General features: G+C 70.1%; 18 protein-coding genes and 1 pseudogene. 5 read left to right on the top strand and 14 right to left on the bottom strand.

Annotated features, from left to right (window positions below; translation table 11 throughout):
• Together ACZ4IF_RS22495 and fdxA are read left to right on the top strand one after the other, a co-directional pair.
• A pseudogene (locus tag ACZ4IF_RS22495) lies at positions 1-459 on the top strand (2-oxoacid:ferredoxin oxidoreductase subunit beta); the annotation flags it as partial.
• Complete coding sequence (gene fdxA, locus ACZ4IF_RS22490; protein ID WP_095937499.1) at positions 428-748, top strand: ferredoxin; 321 nt, start codon at positions 428-430, stop codon at positions 746-748. The pseudogene ACZ4IF_RS22495 and the gene fdxA, both read left to right, overlap by 32 nt.
• A gap of 31 nt (positions 749-779) precedes the next feature.
• Here fdxA and ACZ4IF_RS22485 read toward each other — a convergent pair whose 3' ends face one another.
• The 9 genes from ACZ4IF_RS22485 to ACZ4IF_RS22445 all read right to left on the bottom strand — a co-directional run bounded on the left by ACZ4IF_RS22485 (position 780) and on the right by ACZ4IF_RS22445 (position 9,124).
• Positions 780-1,559, bottom strand: a complete 780-nt coding sequence (locus ACZ4IF_RS22485) for an exodeoxyribonuclease III (RefSeq protein ID WP_095937498.1) — start codon at positions 1,557-1,559, stop codon at positions 780-782.
• Between the two features lie 105 nt (positions 1,560-1,664).
• Positions 1,665-2,300, bottom strand: coding sequence for an MBL fold metallo-hydrolase (locus tag ACZ4IF_RS22480; protein WP_359500709.1), 636 nt, complete (start codon positions 2,298-2,300; stop codon positions 1,665-1,667).
• A gap of 33 nt (positions 2,301-2,333) precedes the next feature.
• Positions 2,334-3,629, bottom strand: a complete 1,296-nt coding sequence (gene pcaDC, locus ACZ4IF_RS22475; protein ID WP_467565317.1) for a bifunctional 3-oxoadipate enol-lactonase/4-carboxymuconolactone decarboxylase PcaDC — start codon at positions 3,627-3,629, stop codon at positions 2,334-2,336.
• Positions 3,630-3,661: 32 nt separating this feature from the next.
• Entirely contained in the window at positions 3,662-4,006 is a 345-nt protein-coding gene (locus tag ACZ4IF_RS22470) for a transposase (RefSeq protein WP_467565315.1), read from the bottom strand.
• A 16-nt stretch (positions 4,007-4,022) separates the two neighbouring features.
• The gene (locus ACZ4IF_RS22465; protein WP_467565313.1) at positions 4,023-4,229 is read right to left on the bottom strand and encodes a hypothetical protein; all 207 of its coding nucleotides are present in this window, start codon (positions 4,227-4,229) and stop codon (positions 4,023-4,025) included.
• 196 nt (positions 4,230-4,425) lie between these two features.
• Positions 4,426-5,871, bottom strand: a complete 1,446-nt coding sequence (locus tag ACZ4IF_RS22460) for a glycosyltransferase family 39 protein (protein WP_467565311.1) — start codon at positions 5,869-5,871, stop codon at positions 4,426-4,428.
• Entirely contained in the window at positions 5,872-6,522 is a 651-nt protein-coding gene (locus ACZ4IF_RS22455; RefSeq protein WP_467565309.1) for an ABC transporter ATP-binding protein, read from the bottom strand. It abuts the gene before it with no gap.
• A 44-nt stretch (positions 6,523-6,566) separates the two neighbouring features.
• Positions 6,567-8,684, bottom strand: coding sequence for a hypothetical protein (locus ACZ4IF_RS22450; RefSeq protein ID WP_467565307.1), 2,118 nt, complete (start codon positions 8,682-8,684; stop codon positions 6,567-6,569).
• A 149-nt stretch (positions 8,685-8,833) separates the two neighbouring features.
• Positions 8,834-9,124 carry a lactococcin 972 family bacteriocin gene (locus ACZ4IF_RS22445; RefSeq protein ID WP_037763543.1) on the bottom strand — a complete coding sequence of 97 codons (291 nt, stop codon included), beginning with the start codon at positions 9,122-9,124 and terminating at the stop codon, positions 8,834-8,836.
• Here ACZ4IF_RS22445 and ACZ4IF_RS22440 point away from each other — a divergent pair.
• The gene (locus ACZ4IF_RS22440) at positions 9,123-9,353 is read left to right on the top strand and encodes a hypothetical protein (RefSeq protein WP_467565305.1); all 231 of its coding nucleotides are present in this window, start codon (positions 9,123-9,125) and stop codon (positions 9,351-9,353) included. The two genes, ACZ4IF_RS22445 and ACZ4IF_RS22440, sit on opposite strands and share 2 nt — an antisense overlap.
• A 41-nt stretch (positions 9,354-9,394) precedes the next feature.
• Here ACZ4IF_RS22440 and ACZ4IF_RS22435 read toward each other — a convergent pair whose 3' ends face one another.
• The 3 genes from ACZ4IF_RS22435 to ACZ4IF_RS22425 all read right to left on the bottom strand — a co-directional run bounded on the left by ACZ4IF_RS22435 (position 9,395) and on the right by ACZ4IF_RS22425 (position 11,447).
• Positions 9,395-9,751, bottom strand: coding sequence for a hypothetical protein (locus ACZ4IF_RS22435; protein WP_467565303.1), 357 nt, complete (start codon positions 9,749-9,751; stop codon positions 9,395-9,397).
• Between the two features lie 5 nt (positions 9,752-9,756).
• The gene (locus ACZ4IF_RS22430; protein WP_467565301.1) at positions 9,757-10,041 is read right to left on the bottom strand and encodes a hypothetical protein; all 285 of its coding nucleotides are present in this window, start codon (positions 10,039-10,041) and stop codon (positions 9,757-9,759) included.
• 257 nt (positions 10,042-10,298) lie between these two features.
• Entirely contained in the window at positions 10,299-11,447 is a 1,149-nt protein-coding gene (locus ACZ4IF_RS22425) for an N-acetylmuramoyl-L-alanine amidase (protein WP_467565348.1), read from the bottom strand.
• Between the two features lie 680 nt (positions 11,448-12,127).
• Here ACZ4IF_RS22425 and pflB point away from each other — a divergent pair.
• Together pflB and pflA are read left to right on the top strand one after the other, a co-directional pair.
• A complete protein-coding gene (gene pflB / locus ACZ4IF_RS22420; RefSeq protein WP_467565299.1) occupies positions 12,128-14,389 on the top strand; it encodes a formate C-acetyltransferase in 2,262 nt (753 codons plus the stop codon).
• On the top strand, positions 14,386-15,165 hold the full coding sequence (gene pflA, locus ACZ4IF_RS22415; protein WP_467565297.1) for a pyruvate formate-lyase-activating protein: 780 nt from the start codon (positions 14,386-14,388) through the stop codon (positions 15,163-15,165). The genes pflB and pflA overlap by 4 nt, the downstream gene beginning before the upstream one ends.
• A 230-nt stretch (positions 15,166-15,395) precedes the next feature.
• Here pflA and ACZ4IF_RS22410 read toward each other — a convergent pair whose 3' ends face one another.
• Together ACZ4IF_RS22410 and adhE are read right to left on the bottom strand one after the other, a co-directional pair.
• Complete coding sequence (locus ACZ4IF_RS22410; protein WP_467565295.1) at positions 15,396-15,848, bottom strand: pyridoxamine 5'-phosphate oxidase family protein; 453 nt, start codon at positions 15,846-15,848, stop codon at positions 15,396-15,398.
• 223 nt (positions 15,849-16,071) lie between these two features.
• Entirely contained in the window at positions 16,072-18,759 is a 2,688-nt protein-coding gene (adhE, locus tag ACZ4IF_RS22405) for a bifunctional acetaldehyde-CoA/alcohol dehydrogenase (RefSeq protein WP_467565293.1), read from the bottom strand.
• Between the last annotated feature and the right edge of the window lie 136 nt (positions 18,760-18,895).

Raw genomic sequence — 18,895 nt, 5'->3', positions numbered from 1 at the left:
TACCAGAACTGCAACATCTTCAACGACGGCGCCTTCGACGCCCTCAAGGACCAGCAACAGGCCCAGGAAGCCGTCATCCGCCTCGAACACGGCCGACCCATCCGCTTCGGCACCGACAACACCCGCGGCGTCACCCGCGACCCCCACACCGGGGACCTGAACGTCGTCACCGTCACCCCCGACAACGAAGCCGACATCCTCGTCCACGACGCCCACTCCCCCTCCCCCACCACCGCCTTCGCCCTCTCCCGCCTCGCCGACCCGCACACCCTGCACCACACCCCCATCGGCGTCCTGCGCGCCGTCGACCGCCCCGTCTACGACACCCAGATGGCCGACCAACTCGACACCGCCATCGAACAGAACGGCAAGGGCGACCTCGCCACACTTCTCGCCGGCAACGACACCTGGACCGTGGAGAGCACTCATGACGTACGTCATCGCACAGCCCTGCGTTGATCTGAAGGACAAGGCCTGCGTCGACGAGTGCCCCGTCGACTGCATCTACGAGGGCCCTCGCAAGATGTACATCAACCCGGACGAATGCGTGGACTGCGGTGCGTGCGAGCCCGTGTGCCCCGTCGAGGCCATCTTCTTCGAGGACGACACCCCCCAGGAGTGGGCGGACTTCCGCAGGGCCGACACCGAGTTCTTCGCCGAACTCGGCTCGCCGGGCGGCGCCTCCGCGCTCGGCCCGGTGGAGCACGATCATCCCGTGGTCGCCGGTGCGCCGCTGCCGACGGCGTGACGTGCCTCCCCCGCGCGCCCGCCGCGGGGGGCTACACCTCCAGGTCGACCACGACAGGGGCGTGGTCCGACGCCCCCTTGCCCTTGCGCTCCTCGCGGTCCACGTAGGAGTCGGTGACGGCTTTCGCGAACGGCTCGTTCCCATAGACGAGGTCGATGCGCATGCCGCGGTTCTTCGGGAAGCCGAGCTGACGGTAGTCCCAGTACGTGAAGGGGTGCGCGTACTTGAGGGGGCGCGGGACGACGTCCGACAGACCCGTCTCGCGCAGGGAGGCCAGCGCGGCCCGCTCGGCCGGGGTGACATGGGTGAGACCCTCGAAGGCGGCCACGTCGAAGACGTCGTCGTCCGTCGGCGCGACGTTGTAGTCGCCCAGCACCGCGAACGGGCGGCTGCCCGCCGCGTCGCCCGCGACCGCGGCCTTCAGGGCCTCGAACCACTGGAGCTTGTAGGCGTAGTGGGGGTGGCCCACCTCACGGCCGTTCGGCACGTAGACCGACCAGACGCGGACCGGTCCGCAGGTCGCGGAGATGGCGCGGGGCTCCTCGACACCCTCGTACCCGGGGTCGCCGGGCAGCCCCTTGACCACGTCCTCCAGGCCGACACGGGAGAGCACCGCCACGCCGTTCCACCGGCCCGTGGCGTGGACGGCCGTCTCGTACCCCAGCTCCCGCAGCTGGTCCACGGGGAACTGCTCCGCGGCGACCTTGGCCTCCTGGAGGCACAGCACGTCCGTGCCGGTGCTCTCCAGCCAGGCCAGCAGCCTCGGGAGGCGGGCGGTGATCGAGTTCACGTTCCAGGTGGCGATGCGCATGCCTGACAACCTACCCGGCGGGTACGACAACGGGCCGACGGCCGTGCGGGATCAGTCGGCCGTCGGCCCTGGCGGGGCCGCGAAGTACGCGGTGGCGGGCGAGGCTCACACCTCGGCCGAGCCGCCCGGTGCGAGCCGCAGGTGCTCGGAGCCGCCCAGGGCGCCGATCTGCCGGTCGTAGATCGGCCGGGCGAGGTCCGTGAGCAGGGCGTCGTGGACGTCGTACGCGCGCTGCGGTTTGACCTCGCGGACGTACTCGATGACCTCGGAGATCTTGTTCCACGGGGCCATCACCGGGAGCATCAGCGTCTCGACCGGCTGGTCGGGCACGGTGAGGGCGTCTCCCGGGTGGAACACCCGGCCGCCGTCGACGAGGTAGCCGACATTGGTGATGCGCGGGATGTCCGGGTGGATGACGGCGTGCAGCTCTCCGTGCACCTGGACGTCGAAGCCGGCCGCGCTGAACGTGTCGCCGTGCCCCACGGTGTGCACGCGGCCCGGGAAGGCGGCGGAGATCTTCTCGGCAACCGATCTCAGGGTCCAGATCTCGGCTGCCGGGTTGGATTCCAGCCCCGCCCGCAGCCGGCCCTCGTCGAAGTGGTCGGCGTGCTCATGGGTGACGAGGACGACGTCCGCGCCGACGGCGGCGTCCTCCTCGCTGAAACCGCCGGGATCGATGACGAGCGTGCGGCCGTCCTTCTCCAGACGGACGCACGCGTGCGACTTCTTCGTGAGCTTCATGCGTCCATCCTGCCCCTGCCCCGGCCCTGGGGCTCACTCCTGGGGCGTGGTCTCCTCCTGGATGACCTGCTGCGCCACCTTGAAGGCGCTGTTGGCGGCCGGCACACCGCAGTAGACGGCGGCCTGGAGCAGCACCTCCTTGATCTCCGCCGGGGTGAGCCCGTTGCGCAGGGCGGCACGGGTGTGGAAGGCGAGCTCGTCGAGGTGGCCGCCCGCGACCAGGGCGGTGAGCGTGACACAGCTGCGCGAGCGCCGGTCCAGGCCGGGCCGGTCCCAGATCTCGCCCCACGCGTAGCGCGTCACGAAGTCCTGGAAGTCGCCGGAGAACTCGTCGGCCGTGGCCAGGGCACGATCGACGTGGGCGTCCCCGAGCACCTCGCGGCGGACCTTGATCCCGGCGTCGTACGGGTCGGGGCGGCCCAGCACCGGGGGCTGCACGACGGCCGGGGCGATCTCGGCGACGGGTGCGACGGGCTGCGGCGCGGCCAGGACGGGCTTGACCGGAGCGGCCAGGATCGCCATCTGGCCGGTGGTCGAGTCGAAGGCGGGCTGCCAGGCGGTGGAGAAGTGCCGAACGAGCAGATCGGTGACCGCGGCGGGCTGCTCCACCGGCACGAGGTGGGAGGCACCGGGCACGACCGCGAGCCGGGCGTCGGGGATCCCGGCGACCAGCGTGCGCGCCTCGGCGGGCCCGGTGACCTGGTCGTCGGAGCCGACGAGCACGAGGGTCGGCACACCGATCCGGCCCAGCTCGGGGCGCACGTCGAACGCGGCGAGCGCCTCGCAGGACGAGATGTAGCAGCCGGGGTCCGTGGTGCGCACCATCTGCACGGCCCACTCCGTGATCGCGGGCTGGGCCGCGGCGAAGCCGCCGGTGAACCAGCGCTCGGGCGAGGTCCGCGCCATCGGGTCGAGGCCGTTCGTGCGGACTATCACTCCGCGCTGCCGGAACTCGTCCGCCGTGCCGAACCGCGGCGATGACGCGATCAGCGCCAGCGAGGCGAGGCGCTCCGGGTGACGCAGCGCGAGCTCGGTCCCGATCGCGCCCCCGAGCGCGCAGCCCGCGTATCCGAAGCGCTGCACGCCGAGCCCGTCGAGCGTGACGAGCAGCCGCCGGGCGAGTTCACCGACCGAACCCGCCGGGTGGGCGGGCGCCCCGCCGTGCCCGGGCAGATCGAACCGGAAGATCCTCCAGTGTTTCGCGAGCTCGGGGACCTGCCGGTCCCACATGTGCCAGGTGGTGCCGAGTGAGGGAGCCAGGATCAGGACCGGAGCGTCATCTGGCCCGTCAAAGCGGTATTGCAGGGTGTTCGGTGGTGTCTCGCTCACGTGTCAGACCCTCTCACGTCTCACGGACGCCGCTATAACGAGGGGGTGACGGGAACCGGTCTGACCGGGTTGGAAACCTCTCGGGCCGCATACCGCTTGAGGCAACGGACGCCCCTGTAACGGAGGGACGCCGGATACCGTTCTGACCAGGCTGAAGACCTTCCGGGCGGCATGTCGCTCGAGGCATCGGATGATCTCACGTCGAGTCTTGCCCTCTGGGTGCGGCCTTCGTGGTACGCCTGGGTGCGCGGGTCGTGGCGCAGGCGGGTGAACCCGATACGGTGCAGGACGGCGTTGGCCTGGCGGTCGCCGCCGTGATCGAGTCGGCGCGAGCTCCGTCGGCCTGAGGAGTACTCGATGGGGCTGACTCCGCACAAAGCGGCGCAGGACGCCTCAAAGTTCAGCCGCTCGGGATTGTCCCCCCATCGTGATCAGCAAGGTACCGGCGCTTTCCGGGCCGATGCCCACCGGCGTGAGCAACTGCGGTGCGTGGCGTTCGACAAGCCGGGTCAGGCGCTGATCGAGTTCAACGATCTGCCCGGTGAGCTGCTCGATACGCTGGGCCAGCAGACTCAGGGTGATGCGGGTCGCCTGGGCCACGGCGTCCTCATCGCCCCCGCCGTCTCCACCGTCGAGCGGGCTGAGGCGCGCGCAGGTACGGAACAGCTCGCGGTTGCCCAGGTTCGACAGCCCTCCCGCAGCGCCGGGTCGGCGCTGACCAGGACGGCTGGCCCGTCAAAGCGGTACTGCAGGGCGTTCGCTGGTGTCTCACGCACTCGACCGGCCCTCTCATCTCTCACCGGAGACGCTGGTACAGCGTGACGCGCCGGCCCCGGACCTGTTTGTCCGCCACGACCGTGAAGTGGGCGGCCAGTACGGCGGCCTTGGTCCTGTCCCGCTCCGCGGAGACCGGCCGGGACACGCGGGATGCGTCGGTGACGAGGAGTATGCGCCGGTGAGCCAGCATCGCGGCGCGTATCCGTCGCGGACCGGCCTCCTCGCCCTTGAGCGTCCCGGACTCCACGGGGCTCTCGGCGAGCGCGAGGTCCCGCAGCCCGGTGAAGTCGCGGGGGGAGACCAGTGCGGTGTCGCGCCGGGCCGCCGGGATGAAGATGACCCCGTCGCCGGGCCTCTTCAACTGCCGTACCTCACCGGCCACCGACAGCACGTCGTCGACCCGGCTACCGGGGGACCGCTTGGCCAGGGACTGCGGCATCAACGCCGCCACCGCCACCACGAGCGCCAGCGCGACGAGCCACGGCGCCCCACGTGGGAACCGGGGCGCGGCCGCGCGCACAGCCGTGGCCAGCGCCGTGCCGATCAGCAGGGCCATGCCCAGCATCGTGAAGAGCACGTAGCGGTCCAGGAACATGGGTTTGACGACGGAGATCCCGACGAGGGCGAGTTGGGGCACCGTCAGCAGCGGCAGCCCGACAGCCGCCACCGACAGCCGACCCGCCTCCGGTCCGTCCAGCAGCGCGCAGAGTCCACCGATCGCCAGCAGCACCGCCGGGCCGATCAGCATGTGCCACGTCAGCGGGGGGATCCAGGAGACCTGGTCGGACTGGCTCCGGCTGAAGAGGATCAACGGCGAGGCTGCGGTGGCTGCCGCCGCCGCAGCCACCGCCCAGCGTGCGAGGGTCCTGCGTCCGGCCCCCGCCCACACGAGGGTCGCCAGGTGCGCGGGCAGGATCAGCAGGGACAGCCAGTTCAGCAAGGCGCACAGCAGGACCGTGCCCGAGTACGCCAGCCAGCGGCCCGTTGCGCGGCGCTCGCCGAACGCGATCACCAGCAGCAGCGTCGAGACGCTGGCCCCGGCCGCCACCATCGCGTACGGACGGCCCTCCTGGAGGTAGAACTGCACGGCCGGCAGCAGCCCGAGGGCTAGCCCTCCCCCGAGGCCGGCCCACACCCCCGCCAGGCGTTGCCCGATGGCCGCCACACAGGTGGCGGCCACCCCCATGGCCAGGACCGAGGGCAGCCGCAGGGTGGTGGTACTCGCCCCGAAGCAGGTGAACAGCCCGTGCATCAGCAGGTAGTACAGCCCGTGCACGGCGTCGACCCGCCCCAGCATGTGCCAGATGTCGGGGACAGACCGCAGGGCCACCTGCCAGGTGGCGGCTTCGTCCCGCCAGACGCTGTGCTGCCGGGACAGGCCCCACAGCCCCAGCGCGACGGTCCACGGCAACGCCATCAACCATAGGGGTATGCGGAGGCGGGCGACGGTGACATGGCTGTTCATCTAGGCGGCCAGGGCCTCGTCGTGGAGGGCGAGCACGGAGTCGCACCGGTCGCGGACGCGGTCGTCGTGGGTGGCTATGAGCACTGCGCAGCCGGCCTCGCTCATCTCCCGGAGGATGTCGACGACCACCGTGGCATTGGTGTGGTCAAGAGCACCGGTCGGCTCGTCGGCGAGGACCAGGCCCGGCTGCTTGACGAGGAGCCGGGCGAGCGCGACACGCTGCTGCTCGCCGCCGCTGAGGCGGTGGACCTTCTCGGTCTCCCGCCCCGCCAGGCCGACGCGGCTAAGGGCCTCGGCGACAGCGGTTTCGCTCCGGTCGCGCAGGGACCGCCGTGGTGCGGCCGCGACCCTCAGGTTCGCCGCCACATCGGCGTTCTCGATCAGTGCGTAGTTCTGGAAGAGGTATCCCAGGACGTCACGGCGGAACAGTCGGCTCTCACGCGGACCGAACCCGGTGATGTCCTTCCCCTCGTAGAGGATCTGCCCCGAGCTCGGCTTGTCGAGCAGGCCGATGCAGTTGAGGAGGGTGGACTTCCCCGAGCCGCTGGGGCCTACGAGGGCGACCATCTCGCCACGGCTGACGGAGCGGGTGACGTCGGACCACAAGGTCCGGGTGCCGAAGGTCTTCGACAGCTTGACGATCTCGATCACGGAAGTGCTCCTGCTGGACGGAGGAAACGGGCCCGGTGCGGTGCTCACGCCCCGGCCACCCCCTCCTTGACGATGCGCCGGTGGAACGCCCGGAGAGCGAGGAGAACGGCGCAGAATTCGACGGCGACCAGTCCGGCGATGGTGGCGAGGTCCATTGCCGTGACATGGACAGGGGGGTAGGGGGCGGGGATGCCCTGGGAGGTGATGTCCTTCAGTTCCTGGTTCTGCTGCCAGGCGCGGATGGGCACCCACCAGGCCAGGAAGACCGCGAGGAGGCCCTCGACGGCCAGGATGGTGCGGTGGATCGAGGCGAACCGCCAGCCGTTGATGTGCTGCGCGAATATCGCGTCCGCGTTCTTGCGCGCATGGATGACGCAGACGCCGAGTCCGGTGATGAGGAGGACGCCCGTCGCCGCGAAGAGGTCGAAGAGCTGCAGCCGGAACGCGTTGCGGGCGTCGCGCAGCAGCGCGGCGGCGTTCTGCCCCACCGGGTTCACGGCTGCCACGTAGGTCTGCAGTTCACCGTCGTGGGCCGCCATCGCACGCAGGACGTCCCCGGGGTCGGGGAAGATGATCCCGTCCTGCGTCGCGAACGTCGTGTACGCGTCGTCGGTCAGGATCCTCGAGCCGTCGGGCACCACGACGAGGACCGGGTCGCGCACAAGCGACCGGTCGTCGTCCGGGCTGTACGCCATGTTCGGGCTGAGGTTGCCCGAGTTGTAGGCGAAGATCTGCTGACCGCTCCTGGCCTGCAGCGTCTCGACCTCGACCCGCCGGCGCAGTGCCGGATCCAGTCGGCCGAACACGTCGGGGACCGTGGCCCTGATGTCCGCCGTGTACGGCGCCAGGGACTGCGGAACGATCAGCCGCACCGCGTGGTCCTCCGGGGCCTTCCCGTCGTGCGGCACCGGGGTGTACCGCCGCCCGTTCGGGTCGAGGACCCGCTGCTCGGCGAGGAAGGTCTCGTTGACGACGAGCATCTCCCCCTCGGGGAGGCGCGAGTCGGTGGAGACGCTCTGCAGATCGCGGCGGCCGGCGACGACGATCTCGCCCGCCGCGTCGGATTTGCGCAGCCACCGGCCCACGTGCGTCACCACGGCGCCCGTGTGACCACCCCAGCTGCCGTTGAGGCGGATGGTGACGGCGTCGCCGGCCTTGGCGTAGACGTCCTGGTTGTCCTGGCGGGCCAGCACGTGCTGCCCCGCCAGAGTGACGTCCATGGCGAACCCCAGGGCGAGCAGCACCGCGGGGACGCGCACCAGGTACGTGGCGAGGAAGGCCGTCCTGGCGGGCAACTCGCCCTTGAGGGCGCGCAGTACCTCGACCTTGAACGTCAGGGTGAGCACGGCGGCATGGGCGGCCAGCACGAACAGGACCAGCAGGACGGCGAGACACGCGGCCACGGCGGCGAAGAGGCCCAGCCAGGCGAAGCCGTTGTAGAGGCCCAGGAAGACCAGAACCCCTGCCGTGACGGCACTGGCCGCGACCGGCCAGAATCCCGCCAGCTGTCCTAGGTCGCTAAGGAGGACGTCGGTGAACGACCTGCCCTGCAGGCGCAGCACCCCGTAGGTTCGCGCGCTGAGCAGCACACTCGCGCCCGTCATCGTCACGGCGGCGAGCGCGACCACGCCGAAGGACCAGAAGAGGTCGTCGCCCGTGAAGGACGCGGCCAGGTCGCCGGACGCGAGCGGGTGCTGCGCGCTCGCGGTCATGCCGAGACGGGCGAGTTCGGCCGTCAGCATGTCCGCGGCGCCGGGCGCGCCGAAGACGTAGTAGAAACCGCGGGGGTCCCGCTGCCCGATCTCGGCCAGCGGGTGCACCTCGGTTTCGATGTGCCCGCTGAAGCCGGGGTATCCGTCGGTCAGCCACGAGGCGGCGTCGGACTTCGGGTCACCGGTGGTCAGGTACAGGTGCCGCAGCCGGTCGGGGTTCTTCAGGTCGGGCAGTTCACGCGCCACCGTGACCCGGTGCTCCTCGGCGAACCGGGCGACGGCACGGGTGACCTGCGCACCGTTCACCGAGTCGTCGGATTTGAACACCCAGACCTGTGCCGAACTGCCCAGCACCAGTTGCTCGTCCAGCCCGCGCACGAACAGGAAGGCGAGCATCGCCGAGAAGACCAGCACTGCGACATGGACGAACTTGATACCTCGGTGGAGCATCGACTACCTAGGTCCGGGCGCTCGGGGAGCGCGCATGTCGTGGGGGGCGGGGGGAAACCGCGGCACCTCCGGCTGCGGGGGAGGATCCCCCGCAGCCGAAGAGGCGCCTGTCAGCGGCTCATGGCTGTGTCAGCCACGAGCACCGGGCGTCAGCAGGCCGGGTCGTAGTAGGCGTGGCTGATGGTGTTCGCCTTCTCAGCCGACGCCTTGGACCACACGTTCTCCTTGGTGCAGCCACTCTTGGCCCAGTACTTGCCCTCCACCGAGGAGGCGTGCCAATTCTTCTTGTGGAAGTAATTGGAGTACACGTAGTTGGCGCCGACGTCGTGGCTCCATCTGCCACCGCCGACGTCCTCCGACACAGCCAGCGCGGGAGCGGCGGCGGCAGTGAGGAGGGCACCGGCCGCGATGACGGCCTTGAGCCCGTTCTTTATCGTCATGATCGACTCACTTTCACTTCGCTATCCTGATGGACTGTCGACCTCGGGGCGTGCCGCAGGCATGCTCGATCCGCTTTTCACGGACGAGGAAATACCGCTGTCGGTCGACGCCGGGCAGAGCCGGGCCCATTCGGAAAAGGGCGGACCGTCCTGTCGACTACAAGACGGACATGCCGGCTCGCCAGTTCTCACCCTGGCACGCGAGGGGATTCTGGAAAATCTCGAATGAAACGAATCTGCGCCGGAAATGCAGCTACTGGCCGGACCATCTCAGGCGGCGATCCATGGAACCCGGCAGGCGTGCGGCTTCCGACCCTCGGGGCACAGGGCCCTGATCACTGCCTTACGGATGGCTCGCCAGGTGCGCAGGGAACACTCCATGCGTACGGAAAGTTCCACGGGCACGCGCGCCCCGCTGCTCTCGCCTGGGTGTTCGACGGCCCACTGTTCCGCCAGGAAGCCGTAGACATCGGCGGTCGTCAGCTCGCTGCCGAATACGGTGTGGGCGACGTTCTCCTCGACGATCCGCGCGCTGCGGGACGCCACGGCTTCCCCGACCAGGCTCCTGGCCCAGGCCAGCCCGCGCTCGTCCGCGTACAGCCCGAAGCTGAGGGTGCGCGTTCTCATACCCGTCAGCCCCTCGTGATGTCCTTCTTCGTGCAGTGCTTCGCACGATAGCCCTCGCGCATCTGGTCGTTGGCGTCCTTGATGGCCGCCTTCCACGCGTCCGGCTGGGTCCTCGCCCAGCCATGACCCTGGACGAACCCGTGGGCGCTGTTGTCGGAGATGCGCATCTTGGTGCACTGCACGTGCGCGGTCCATCCGCTCGCCGCCTGGGCGGGAGCGGCGACCCCCATGGAGAACACGGCCGCGACAACGGTGGTGACGAGCGGGGAGACGGCAAGCAGTCTGCGCATAGAGAGATCCTCCACGATATCGATGGTCGTTCGCCGCAGAGGGCAGCCTGTCGAATATCGCGGTGCACACTTTTCCGCCATCGCCGGAATCACCGAACAACGCCTCGACCGAACAGGTCGAGGCGGACTCCAAGTGCTGGACCACTACCCCCTGAGCGCCATCCGATTTCCGGTGGTCAGCCGACCGGATGGGCACACCGAGAACCTACAACGAATGATCAATCGTTGGCCAGTAATTCTTGCAATCGTGATCACCGTCACCTCTGCAGGGACACAGATGTTGTCCCGTCAACATTCGGTCCCCTTAGGCAATGTGACGTCCGTTCAGTCCGCGCCCACCCGGATCCGACCCGCGGCAGAATCGACGCGGTCGTGCCGACGCGCCGTGCGGGGCAAGGCAATGCGGAGCCGTTCGCGGGCAGCAGGCAGCCGTCCTGGCGGAGGTGGAGGATGGGGTGCGGCAGCGGGGCACCGGTGCGCACGACGTGGCGGACGGGCGGGGGTGCCCGGGGCGACGCGGTTCGGAGCGATCCAGCGCAGCGGTTGCGACGCGACCACCGGTACGCCCGGTCCGGCCAGCGGGCGCCCGCAACCTTTCGCGATCTCCGTCGATGGCTTGGCACCGACTGCTGACAGCGCTCAGACGGCCCACCGGTCCGTCGAACGACTCGTCCAGTTCGCTGTTCAGGCAAAGCAGTTCCGCGAGCTGAAGCGAACGACCGCGCCGCGGGACCAGGCTGGGTCTCGTTACGCCCCGCCGCAGGTCTGTTGTCCGGCGACACCGTCCACCCGGGCATTGACAGCGCCCCTGGAAGGCCCGGACGGCGTTCGCGGTGACGCTGCCGTAGCGCCCCTTGACGAGGAGCGCGGATCCGTGCGGACGAAGCAGGTACTGGAGGCTGCGCACGCGCCCACGGCCGACGTGGGCCGGACGGGGGCCACTGCGCTGTCGCCGATGCGGGCGCGCCGTCGGTTCGCAGGCGCGGCAGACAGGCGTACAGCAGGTCGTCCGCGCAGTCGGTGTCGTCGAAGTCCCGGTGCCCGTAGATCCGGTACGACCGCAGGCCGAACCGGGTGCAGACGGTGGCGCACAGATCCACGAGGGACGCGTACAGCGCCGAGGGCGGCTCGAGGGTGTGGTACCGGTCCTCGCTCTCGATGCCGATGGCGGCCGTGTTCTGTGCCGTGGTGTGCGCGCTCTCGACCGTGGTGACGCCGCCGAGCCGCGTCTTCAGGCTTGCGGTGCCGGCCCTGCATGATGTCTCCGCCACGGCTGATGGTGACGTGCCGACCGGAGTCGATCCAGCTCCGGCCGGGTTGCGAATCCTGGATCTCCCGGGCGAGCGCGAGGGCGTGCGCCTGCGAGCCGTCCAGGACGTAGGGCTGTCCGTGTGATGCGCGACCACGTTGTACGGGCGCGCGGGGTGCACCGTGACCGGCCGGGCGGGCGGCCATGCGCCCCAGCGGTCGCAGCCGGAGATCGACGGCTCCGTCGCGGCCCGCGCGGGCCGCACGGCCGCTGCCGAGATGCCCGTACCCAGCACGACCGCGCCGCCCGATAACACCGCCCGTCGGCTCGTCCGCCCGTACGTCCGCCCGCCGGAATGCAGGGAACTGCCCGCCGCCCTACGCCCTTTCGCCTCGTCGAGGCCGCCCGCGGGTGACGGAAGAGCACGATGGCAGTCCCGCGCGGTGCGGCCAATGAACTGCCGGACATCGGGACAGCGGGCTGTTTCACCCCCTCCCACCTCCGGTGACGTGGTGGGCTGGGATGGCAGGTGGGCTGGGGCGGAGCCGGGATGAGTCCGGTGCGGGTCCGCTACACCGGCCCGGGTCGTCCCTCGCCGAGCCGGAACCGGTCACCGGGCGTGAGCTCGTCGGCGGCTGCATGGCCTGCGTCTCTCCGCCTGAGCACCGGCTTCGCCACCCGCGCCAGGGACCGATCGGCCCCATCGGGAGGGGCCGGACAGCGCGGCAACGGGTTCCCGCAGGCCCTGCTCCGGGCAGCGGCGACGGACGAGCATCGACAGCGGAGCCGCGCACGGGACCCTCCGTGAACGGTGTCGCGAACGATGCGGAGGCAGTGATGACCGTGGCAAGCCGTGCAGACGTGGACACCTCCGCCGAGGCCTGGCGCGGTTTCGCCGGACGAGGCTGGCGCGGATCCGTCGACGTGCGTGACTTCATCCAGGCCAACTACACGCCGTACGAAGGCGGTCCCGAGTTCCTGGCCGGCCCGACCGAGCGCACGCTCGCCGTCTGGCGCAAGGTGAGCGCCCTGTTCCCCGAGGAGCGGCTCAAGGGCATCCTCGACGTGGACACCGCCACACCCTCGACGATCACTTCCCACCGGCCGGGCTTCATCGACCGCGAGCGCGAACTCGTCGTCGGCCTGCAGACCGACGCCCCGCTGCGGCGGGCGATCATGCCGAACGGCGGCCTGCGCATGGTGGAGGCCGGTCTGAAGGCATACGGCTACGCGCCCGACCCGTTCGTCACCAAGGTCTTCGGCACCTACCGCAAGACCCACAACGACGGCGTCTTCGACGCCTACACCCCCGAGATGCGGGCCGCCCGCAAGGCAGGGATCATCACCGGGCTGCCGGACGCGTACGGCCGCGGCCGGATCATCGGCGACTACCGGCGCGTCGCGCTGTACGGCACCGACCGGCTGATCGAGGCCAAGCGGGCCGAGCGGGCCCTGCTGGACGCGCAGCCCTCCGGTCCGGACGTCATCCGTGACCGCGAGGAACTGGCCGAGCAGATCCGGGCGTTGGGCGAACTGACGAGGATGGCCGCCTCGTACGGCTGCGACGTCTCGCGCCCCGCCGCCACCGCGCACGAGGCCGTGCAGTGGCTCTACCTCGGTTTCCTGGCCGCCGTGAAGGAGCAGAACGGCGCCGCGATGTCGCTCGGCCGCACCTCCACCTTCCTGGACGTCTACCTCCAGCGGGACCTGGACGAGGGGACCATCGACGAGACCCGCGCCCAGGAGCTGATCGACGACTTCGTCATCAAGCTGCGGATCGTCCGGTTCCTGCGCACCCCCGAGTACGACGCGCTGTTCTCCGGCGACCCCACCTGGGTGACGGAGTCCATCGGCGGCATCGGCGCCGACGGACGCACCCTGGTCACCCGCACCTCCTTCCGCTTCCTGCAGACCCTGTACAACCTCGGCCCCGCGCCCGAGCCCAACCTCACCGTGTTCTGGTCGCGCCGGCTGCCCGAGGGCTTCAAGCAGTTCTGCGCGCAGGTCTCCATCGACACCAGCGCGATCCAGTTCGAGTCCGACGACCTCATGCGGCCGCGCACCGGCGACGACACCGCGATCGCCTGCTGCGTCTCGGCGATGGCGGTGGGGAAGCAGATGCAGTTCTTCGGCGCCCGGGTCAACCTTGCCAAGGCGCTGCTGTACGCGATCAACGGCGGCCGGGACGAGATGAGCGGAGAGCAGGTCGCTCCCGAGGCTCCCGCCCTGACCCGCGAGTACCTGGACTACGAACAACTGCGGGCGGCGGTCGACCACATGCTCGACTGGCTGGCGGCCACGTACGTCAACGCGCTCGACATCATCCACTACATGCACGACAAGTACGCCTACGAGCGCATCGAGATGGCGTTGCACGACCACCCCGTGCACCGCTTCATGGCGTGCGGCATCGCCGGCCTCTCGGTGGCCGCGGACAGCCTGTCGGCCGTCAAGCACGCCCGGGTGAAGGTGATCCGGGACGAGACCGGCCTGGCCGTGGACTACGAGGTCGAGGGCGACTTCCCCGCGTACGGCAACAACGACGACCGCGCGGACGCGCTCGCCACCGAACTGGTCGAGTCGTTCATGGCGAAGCTGCGCAAGCACCCCACCTACCGGGACGCCGAGCACACGCAGTCGGTGCTGACCATCACCTCGAACGTGGTGTACGGCAAGCACACCGGCAACACGCCCGACGGCCGTCGCGCCGGCGCCCCGTTCGCGCCCGGCGCCAACCCGATGAACGGCCGGGACCGGCACGGGGTGGCCGCCTCGGCCCTGTCCGTGGCCAAGCTCCCGTACGAGCAGGCCCGCGACGGCATCTCGCTGACCACGACGATCACACCCGAGGGGCTCGGCCACGACCCGGCCGAGCGTGCGGGCCACCTGGTCGGCATCCTCGACGCGTACACGGCCTCCGGCGGCTTCCACATGAACGTCAACGTCCTGGACCGGGCCACGCTCGAGGACGCCATGGAACACCCGGAGAAGTACCCGGAGCTGACCGTCCGGGTGTCCGGCTATGCCGTCAACTTCGTCCGCCTGACCCGCGAGCAGCAGCTCGACGTGATCAGCCGCACCTTCCACGGGGCGCTGTGAACACCGCGGCGAAGCCGGTGACAGGCCAGGCGCTCCCGGCGCCGGGGCAGCTCACCGGCCGGGTGCACTCCTGGGACCTGTCCACCGGCGTGGACGGTCCCGGGACCCGGTTCGTGCTCTTCGTCAGCGGCTGCCCCCTGCGCTGCCTGTACTGCGCCAACCCCGACACCTGGCACATGCGCGACGGCAAGCCGGCCACCGTCGACGAGGTGATGGCCGAGATCGAGAAGTACCGGCCCTTCGTCACCGCCGCCGGCGGAGGAGTGACGCTCACCGGCGGCGAGGCCCTGCTGCAGCCCGCGTTCACGGCCGGGATCTTCCGCCGCTGCAAGGAAGTCGGTCTGCACACGGCCCTGGACACCTCCGGATTCCTCGGCGATCGCGCGAGCGACGAACTGCTCGCCGACACCGACCTGGTCCTGCTGGACATCAAGTCCTTCGACGTCCGCACCTACCGGAAACTGACCGGTGGCGAACTCTCCCCGACCCTGAATTTCGCCACTCGCCTGGACCGGCTCGGCGTCCCGGTGTGGATCCGGTACGTCCTCGTGCCCGGCTGGACGGACGACCCGGAATCCGTCGACGGTCTCGCCCGCTTCGTCGCCGGACTGGGCAACGTCGACCGGGTCGACGTCCTGCCGTTCCACAAGCTCGGCGCCCACAAGTACGACGCCCTCGGTATCCCCTTCGCCCTGCGCGACACCCCTGTTCCCGATCCGGAGCTGACGCGACGAGTGCGCGAACAGTTCCGAGAGCACGGTCTGAGGGCAGTGTGAACCGGCTGGTCGGGGACGGCGTCAGCGTGTGCAGCCGCACGGCGTGCAACCGCCGGCCGCGGCGTTCAAAAGCCGCTCGACACCACCGGTGCCTGCATCTGCCCGCCCGCTGTACGCTTCCCGGCTGCCCATGACCGGGGCAAGGCAGCTCCGACGCCTGGAGCCGGCGGCTGCCGTACCCCGAGCGGTGCGACGACACCGAATGCGAAAGCGGCGACTCGGCGACCCGGTCAGGTGCTCGCGGCGGTGAGCCGGAGGCCCGTGATCAAGTCCGGGCGGATGCGGACCGCGTAGTCCATGGTCTGGTTCACCCACGGGTTGAGTAGCGCACGGTAGCGGGCCAACTCCTCCGGCTCGGTCACCAGGTGGGCGTAACCGGTGACCGTCACGCTCCAGCCGAGGTGCCTGTCCGGGTCGATGGCGTCGGCCTCATAGGCGACGACCACGCCCTGGCCGTCCGCCTGCCGCGCGCGCGAGGTCAGCGCCGCGCCCTCGTGCGTGCGGATGATGATGTCGCCGTTGTCCAGGATGTGGTTGACCGGACGGATGGTCGGCAGCGCGTGACGAGTGAAGACGATCCTCCCGAAGGCCACGCTGCCCAGCAGCCGCAGGGCTTCGTCCCTGTCGATCTCGATGCTCCGGCGTGGTCCGGGAGGAAGGGGCTGGGCGTGGTCGATGGTCATGGCGGGCTTCCGTACGGTTTCGTTGTTCACTGTTGTGCGTCTTCGGCCGGCGCGCGGATGCTGTCGGCCGGTGACCGGCCGCCGGGGCTCGGCCGGGTGCCGCTCACGGCATGCGCGTCGTCCCTTCGAGTCGAGCTGTGGACGGCTGCCTGCCCGTGGCACCCGGGTTCAGCGGGCTCCACGGGCAGGCTCGATCAGGTCATTGGAACCGCACCGGAGCTCCTCATGCCAGGGCCGTTCGGCCCTCGTCGGCGTCCGGCCGGCCCTGCCCGGTCCCGTGGTAGGCGGTGCGCATGATGTCCTGCATGTCGTCGAGCATCGGCATCCGCGGGTTGGCGGGGGCGCACTGGTCCTCGTAGGCGTTCAGGGCCTGCTGGGGCAACGCGTCGAGGAAGGATCGCTCGTCGATGCCGAGGGCCTGGAACGACGCCTCGATGCCCACGGCGTCCCGCAGCCGCTCCACCGCGCCGGCCAGCGACTCCACTCCCTCCTGCGGGGTGGCGGCCGGCAGGCCCAGGGCGCGGGCGATGTCCTGGAAGCGTTCGGGAGCCCGGTAGTTCTCGTACTTGGGCCAGCCCGTCAGCTTGGCCGGCACGGTGCCGTTGTAGCGGATGACGTGCGGCAGCAGGACCGCGTTGGTACGCCCGTGCGCGATGTGGAACGTGGCGCCGAGGGTGTGCGACATGGCATGGACGATGCCGAGGAAGGCGTTGCCGAACGCCAGGCCCGCGATGGTGCCGGCGTTGTGCATCTTCTCCCGCGCGTCGGGGCGGCTCGCGCGGTCGTTCACGGCCGCCTCGATGTTGCCGAAGATCAGACGGATCGCGTGCAGGGCGAGGCCGTCGGTGAAGTCGTTGGCGTACACGGACGCGTACGCCTCGATGGCGTGGGTGAGGGCGTCGAAGCCGCTGTCGGCGGCCAATGCCGGGGGCAGGTCCGCGGTGAGCAGCGGGTCCACAATGGCCACGCTGGGCGTGAGGGCGTAGTCGGCCAGCGGGTACTTCTTGCCGGTGGCCGGGTCGGAGATCACCGCGAAGGGGGTGACCTCCGCGCCGGTTCCGGAGGTGGTGGGCACACACACCAGGCGGGCGCGGGCGCCGAGGACCGGGAAGCGGAAGGCGCGCTTGCGGATGTCGGAGAACTTCTGCCGCATGTCGGCGAAGTCGACATCCGGGTGCTCGTACAGCAGCCACATCACCTTGGCCGCGTCCATCGGTGAGCCGCCGCCGAGCGCGACGATCGTGTCCGGGCGGAAGTCCCGCATGAGCTGGGCGCCGCGCTGGACGGAGTCGATGCTCGGCTCGGGCTCGACGTTGTCGATGATCTGCACGGTGACGGGCTCGTGGCGGCGCTGGAGGACCCGGCTGATGCGGTCGACGAAGCCTAGGCGGGTCATGGTCGCGTCGGTGACGATCGTGACGCGGTGGACGTCCGGCATGGCCGCGAGATAACGGAGGGACTGCGGCTCGAAGTAGATCTTCGGCGGAACCTTGAACCACTGCAGGTTGTTGCGGCGCATGCTGACCCGTTTGACGTTCAGGAGTTGGGCGACGGAGACGTTGTTGGACACCGAGGTGTGGCCCCAGGAGCCGCAGCCCAGCGTGAGTGACGGCAGCAGGCTGTTGTAGATGCCACCGATGGCACCTTGCGAAGACGGGGCGTTGACGATGATCCGTACGGTCTTCATGCGTCGGCCGTACGCTTCCGCGAGCGTGGGGTCCTCGGTGTGGATGACCGCGGTGTGGCCCTGACCGTGGAACGCGACCATGTCGGCGGCCAGGTCGAAGCCCTCCTGCTCGGAGCGGGCCCGCAGCACGGCGAGCACCGGGCAGAGCTTCTCCCGGGTCAACGGCTCGTCCGGACCGACTCGTTCGGCCTCGGCCAGGATCAACGAGGTGTCGCCCGGGACGCTGAAGCCGGCCTGTTCGGCGATCCATGCGGGACTCCGGCCGACGGCCGCGGCATTGACCTTGGGTTCACAGCCTGCGTTCGCCCGGCCGGTCGGGAACAGGAACGCTTCCAGCTTCGCCTTCTCCTCGGCGGTCGCGAGGTGGGCGTGCAGGGTGCGGAACTCGGTCAGTGCCGCGTCGTAGATGTCGTCGTCCAGGATGACGGCCTGTTCGGAGGCGCAGATCATGCCGTTGTCGAAGGACTTGGACAGCACCAGGTCGTTGACGGCGCGGCGCAGCTTGGCGCTGTTGTGTACGTACGCGGGGACGTTGCCGGCACCGACTCCCAAGGCGGGCTTGCCTGCCGAGTAGGCGGCCCTGACCATGGCGTTGCCGCCGGTTGCGAGGATCAGCGAGATGCCGGGGTGGCGCATGAGGATGCCGGTCGCTTCGACGGACGGGGTTCTGATCCACTGCACGCAGTGTTCCGGCGCGCCGGCGGCGACGGCCGCGTCCCGCACGGTCCGGGCCGCCTCCGCGCTGCACCGCTGGGCGGAGGGGTGGAAGGCGAACACGATCGGATTGCGGGTCTTCAGCGCCATCAGGGCCTTGAAGACGGTGGTGGACGTCGGGTTGGTGACGGGCGTGACCGCGCAGACCACACCGACCGGTTCGGCCACCTCGATCATGTCCTCGATGTCGTCGCGGGCAATGACGCCGACCGTCCTCACCGGGCCCATGCTGTGCGTGACGTGCTCGCACGCGAACATGTTCTTGGCGGCCTTGTCCTCGAAGACGCCACGCCCGGTCTCCTCCACCGCGAGGCGGGCGAGCGCGGTGTGGTGGTCGAGGGCGGCGACCGAGGCCTTCTTGACGATGTGGTCGACCTGCTCCTGGGTGAGGGCGTCGTAGTCGGCGAGCGCCTTGAGCCCGTTCGTGACCAGTTGGTCCACGGCGATGGCGATGTCGGACGGCACGCCGGTGGCGGACGTTGGCTCGGTTCCGGCGTCGTGACGGGTCATGGGGTGCGCCTCCGTTGACGAGGGGCCGCCGAGGGTGGCCGGCGGCGGGCGGACATGAGCGGCACCGCGGGGGACCGGTGGCGCTCGCGCCTTCACCCTTGTCCCGTCTCGCCCCCTCTCCCAGGTGCCGATGGTC

Source organism: Streptomyces sp. NPDC025784 (assembly GCF_055558435.1).
The sequence above is the reverse complement of the archived record's forward strand: the minus strand, read 5'-3'. Positions and strand labels throughout refer to the sequence as shown.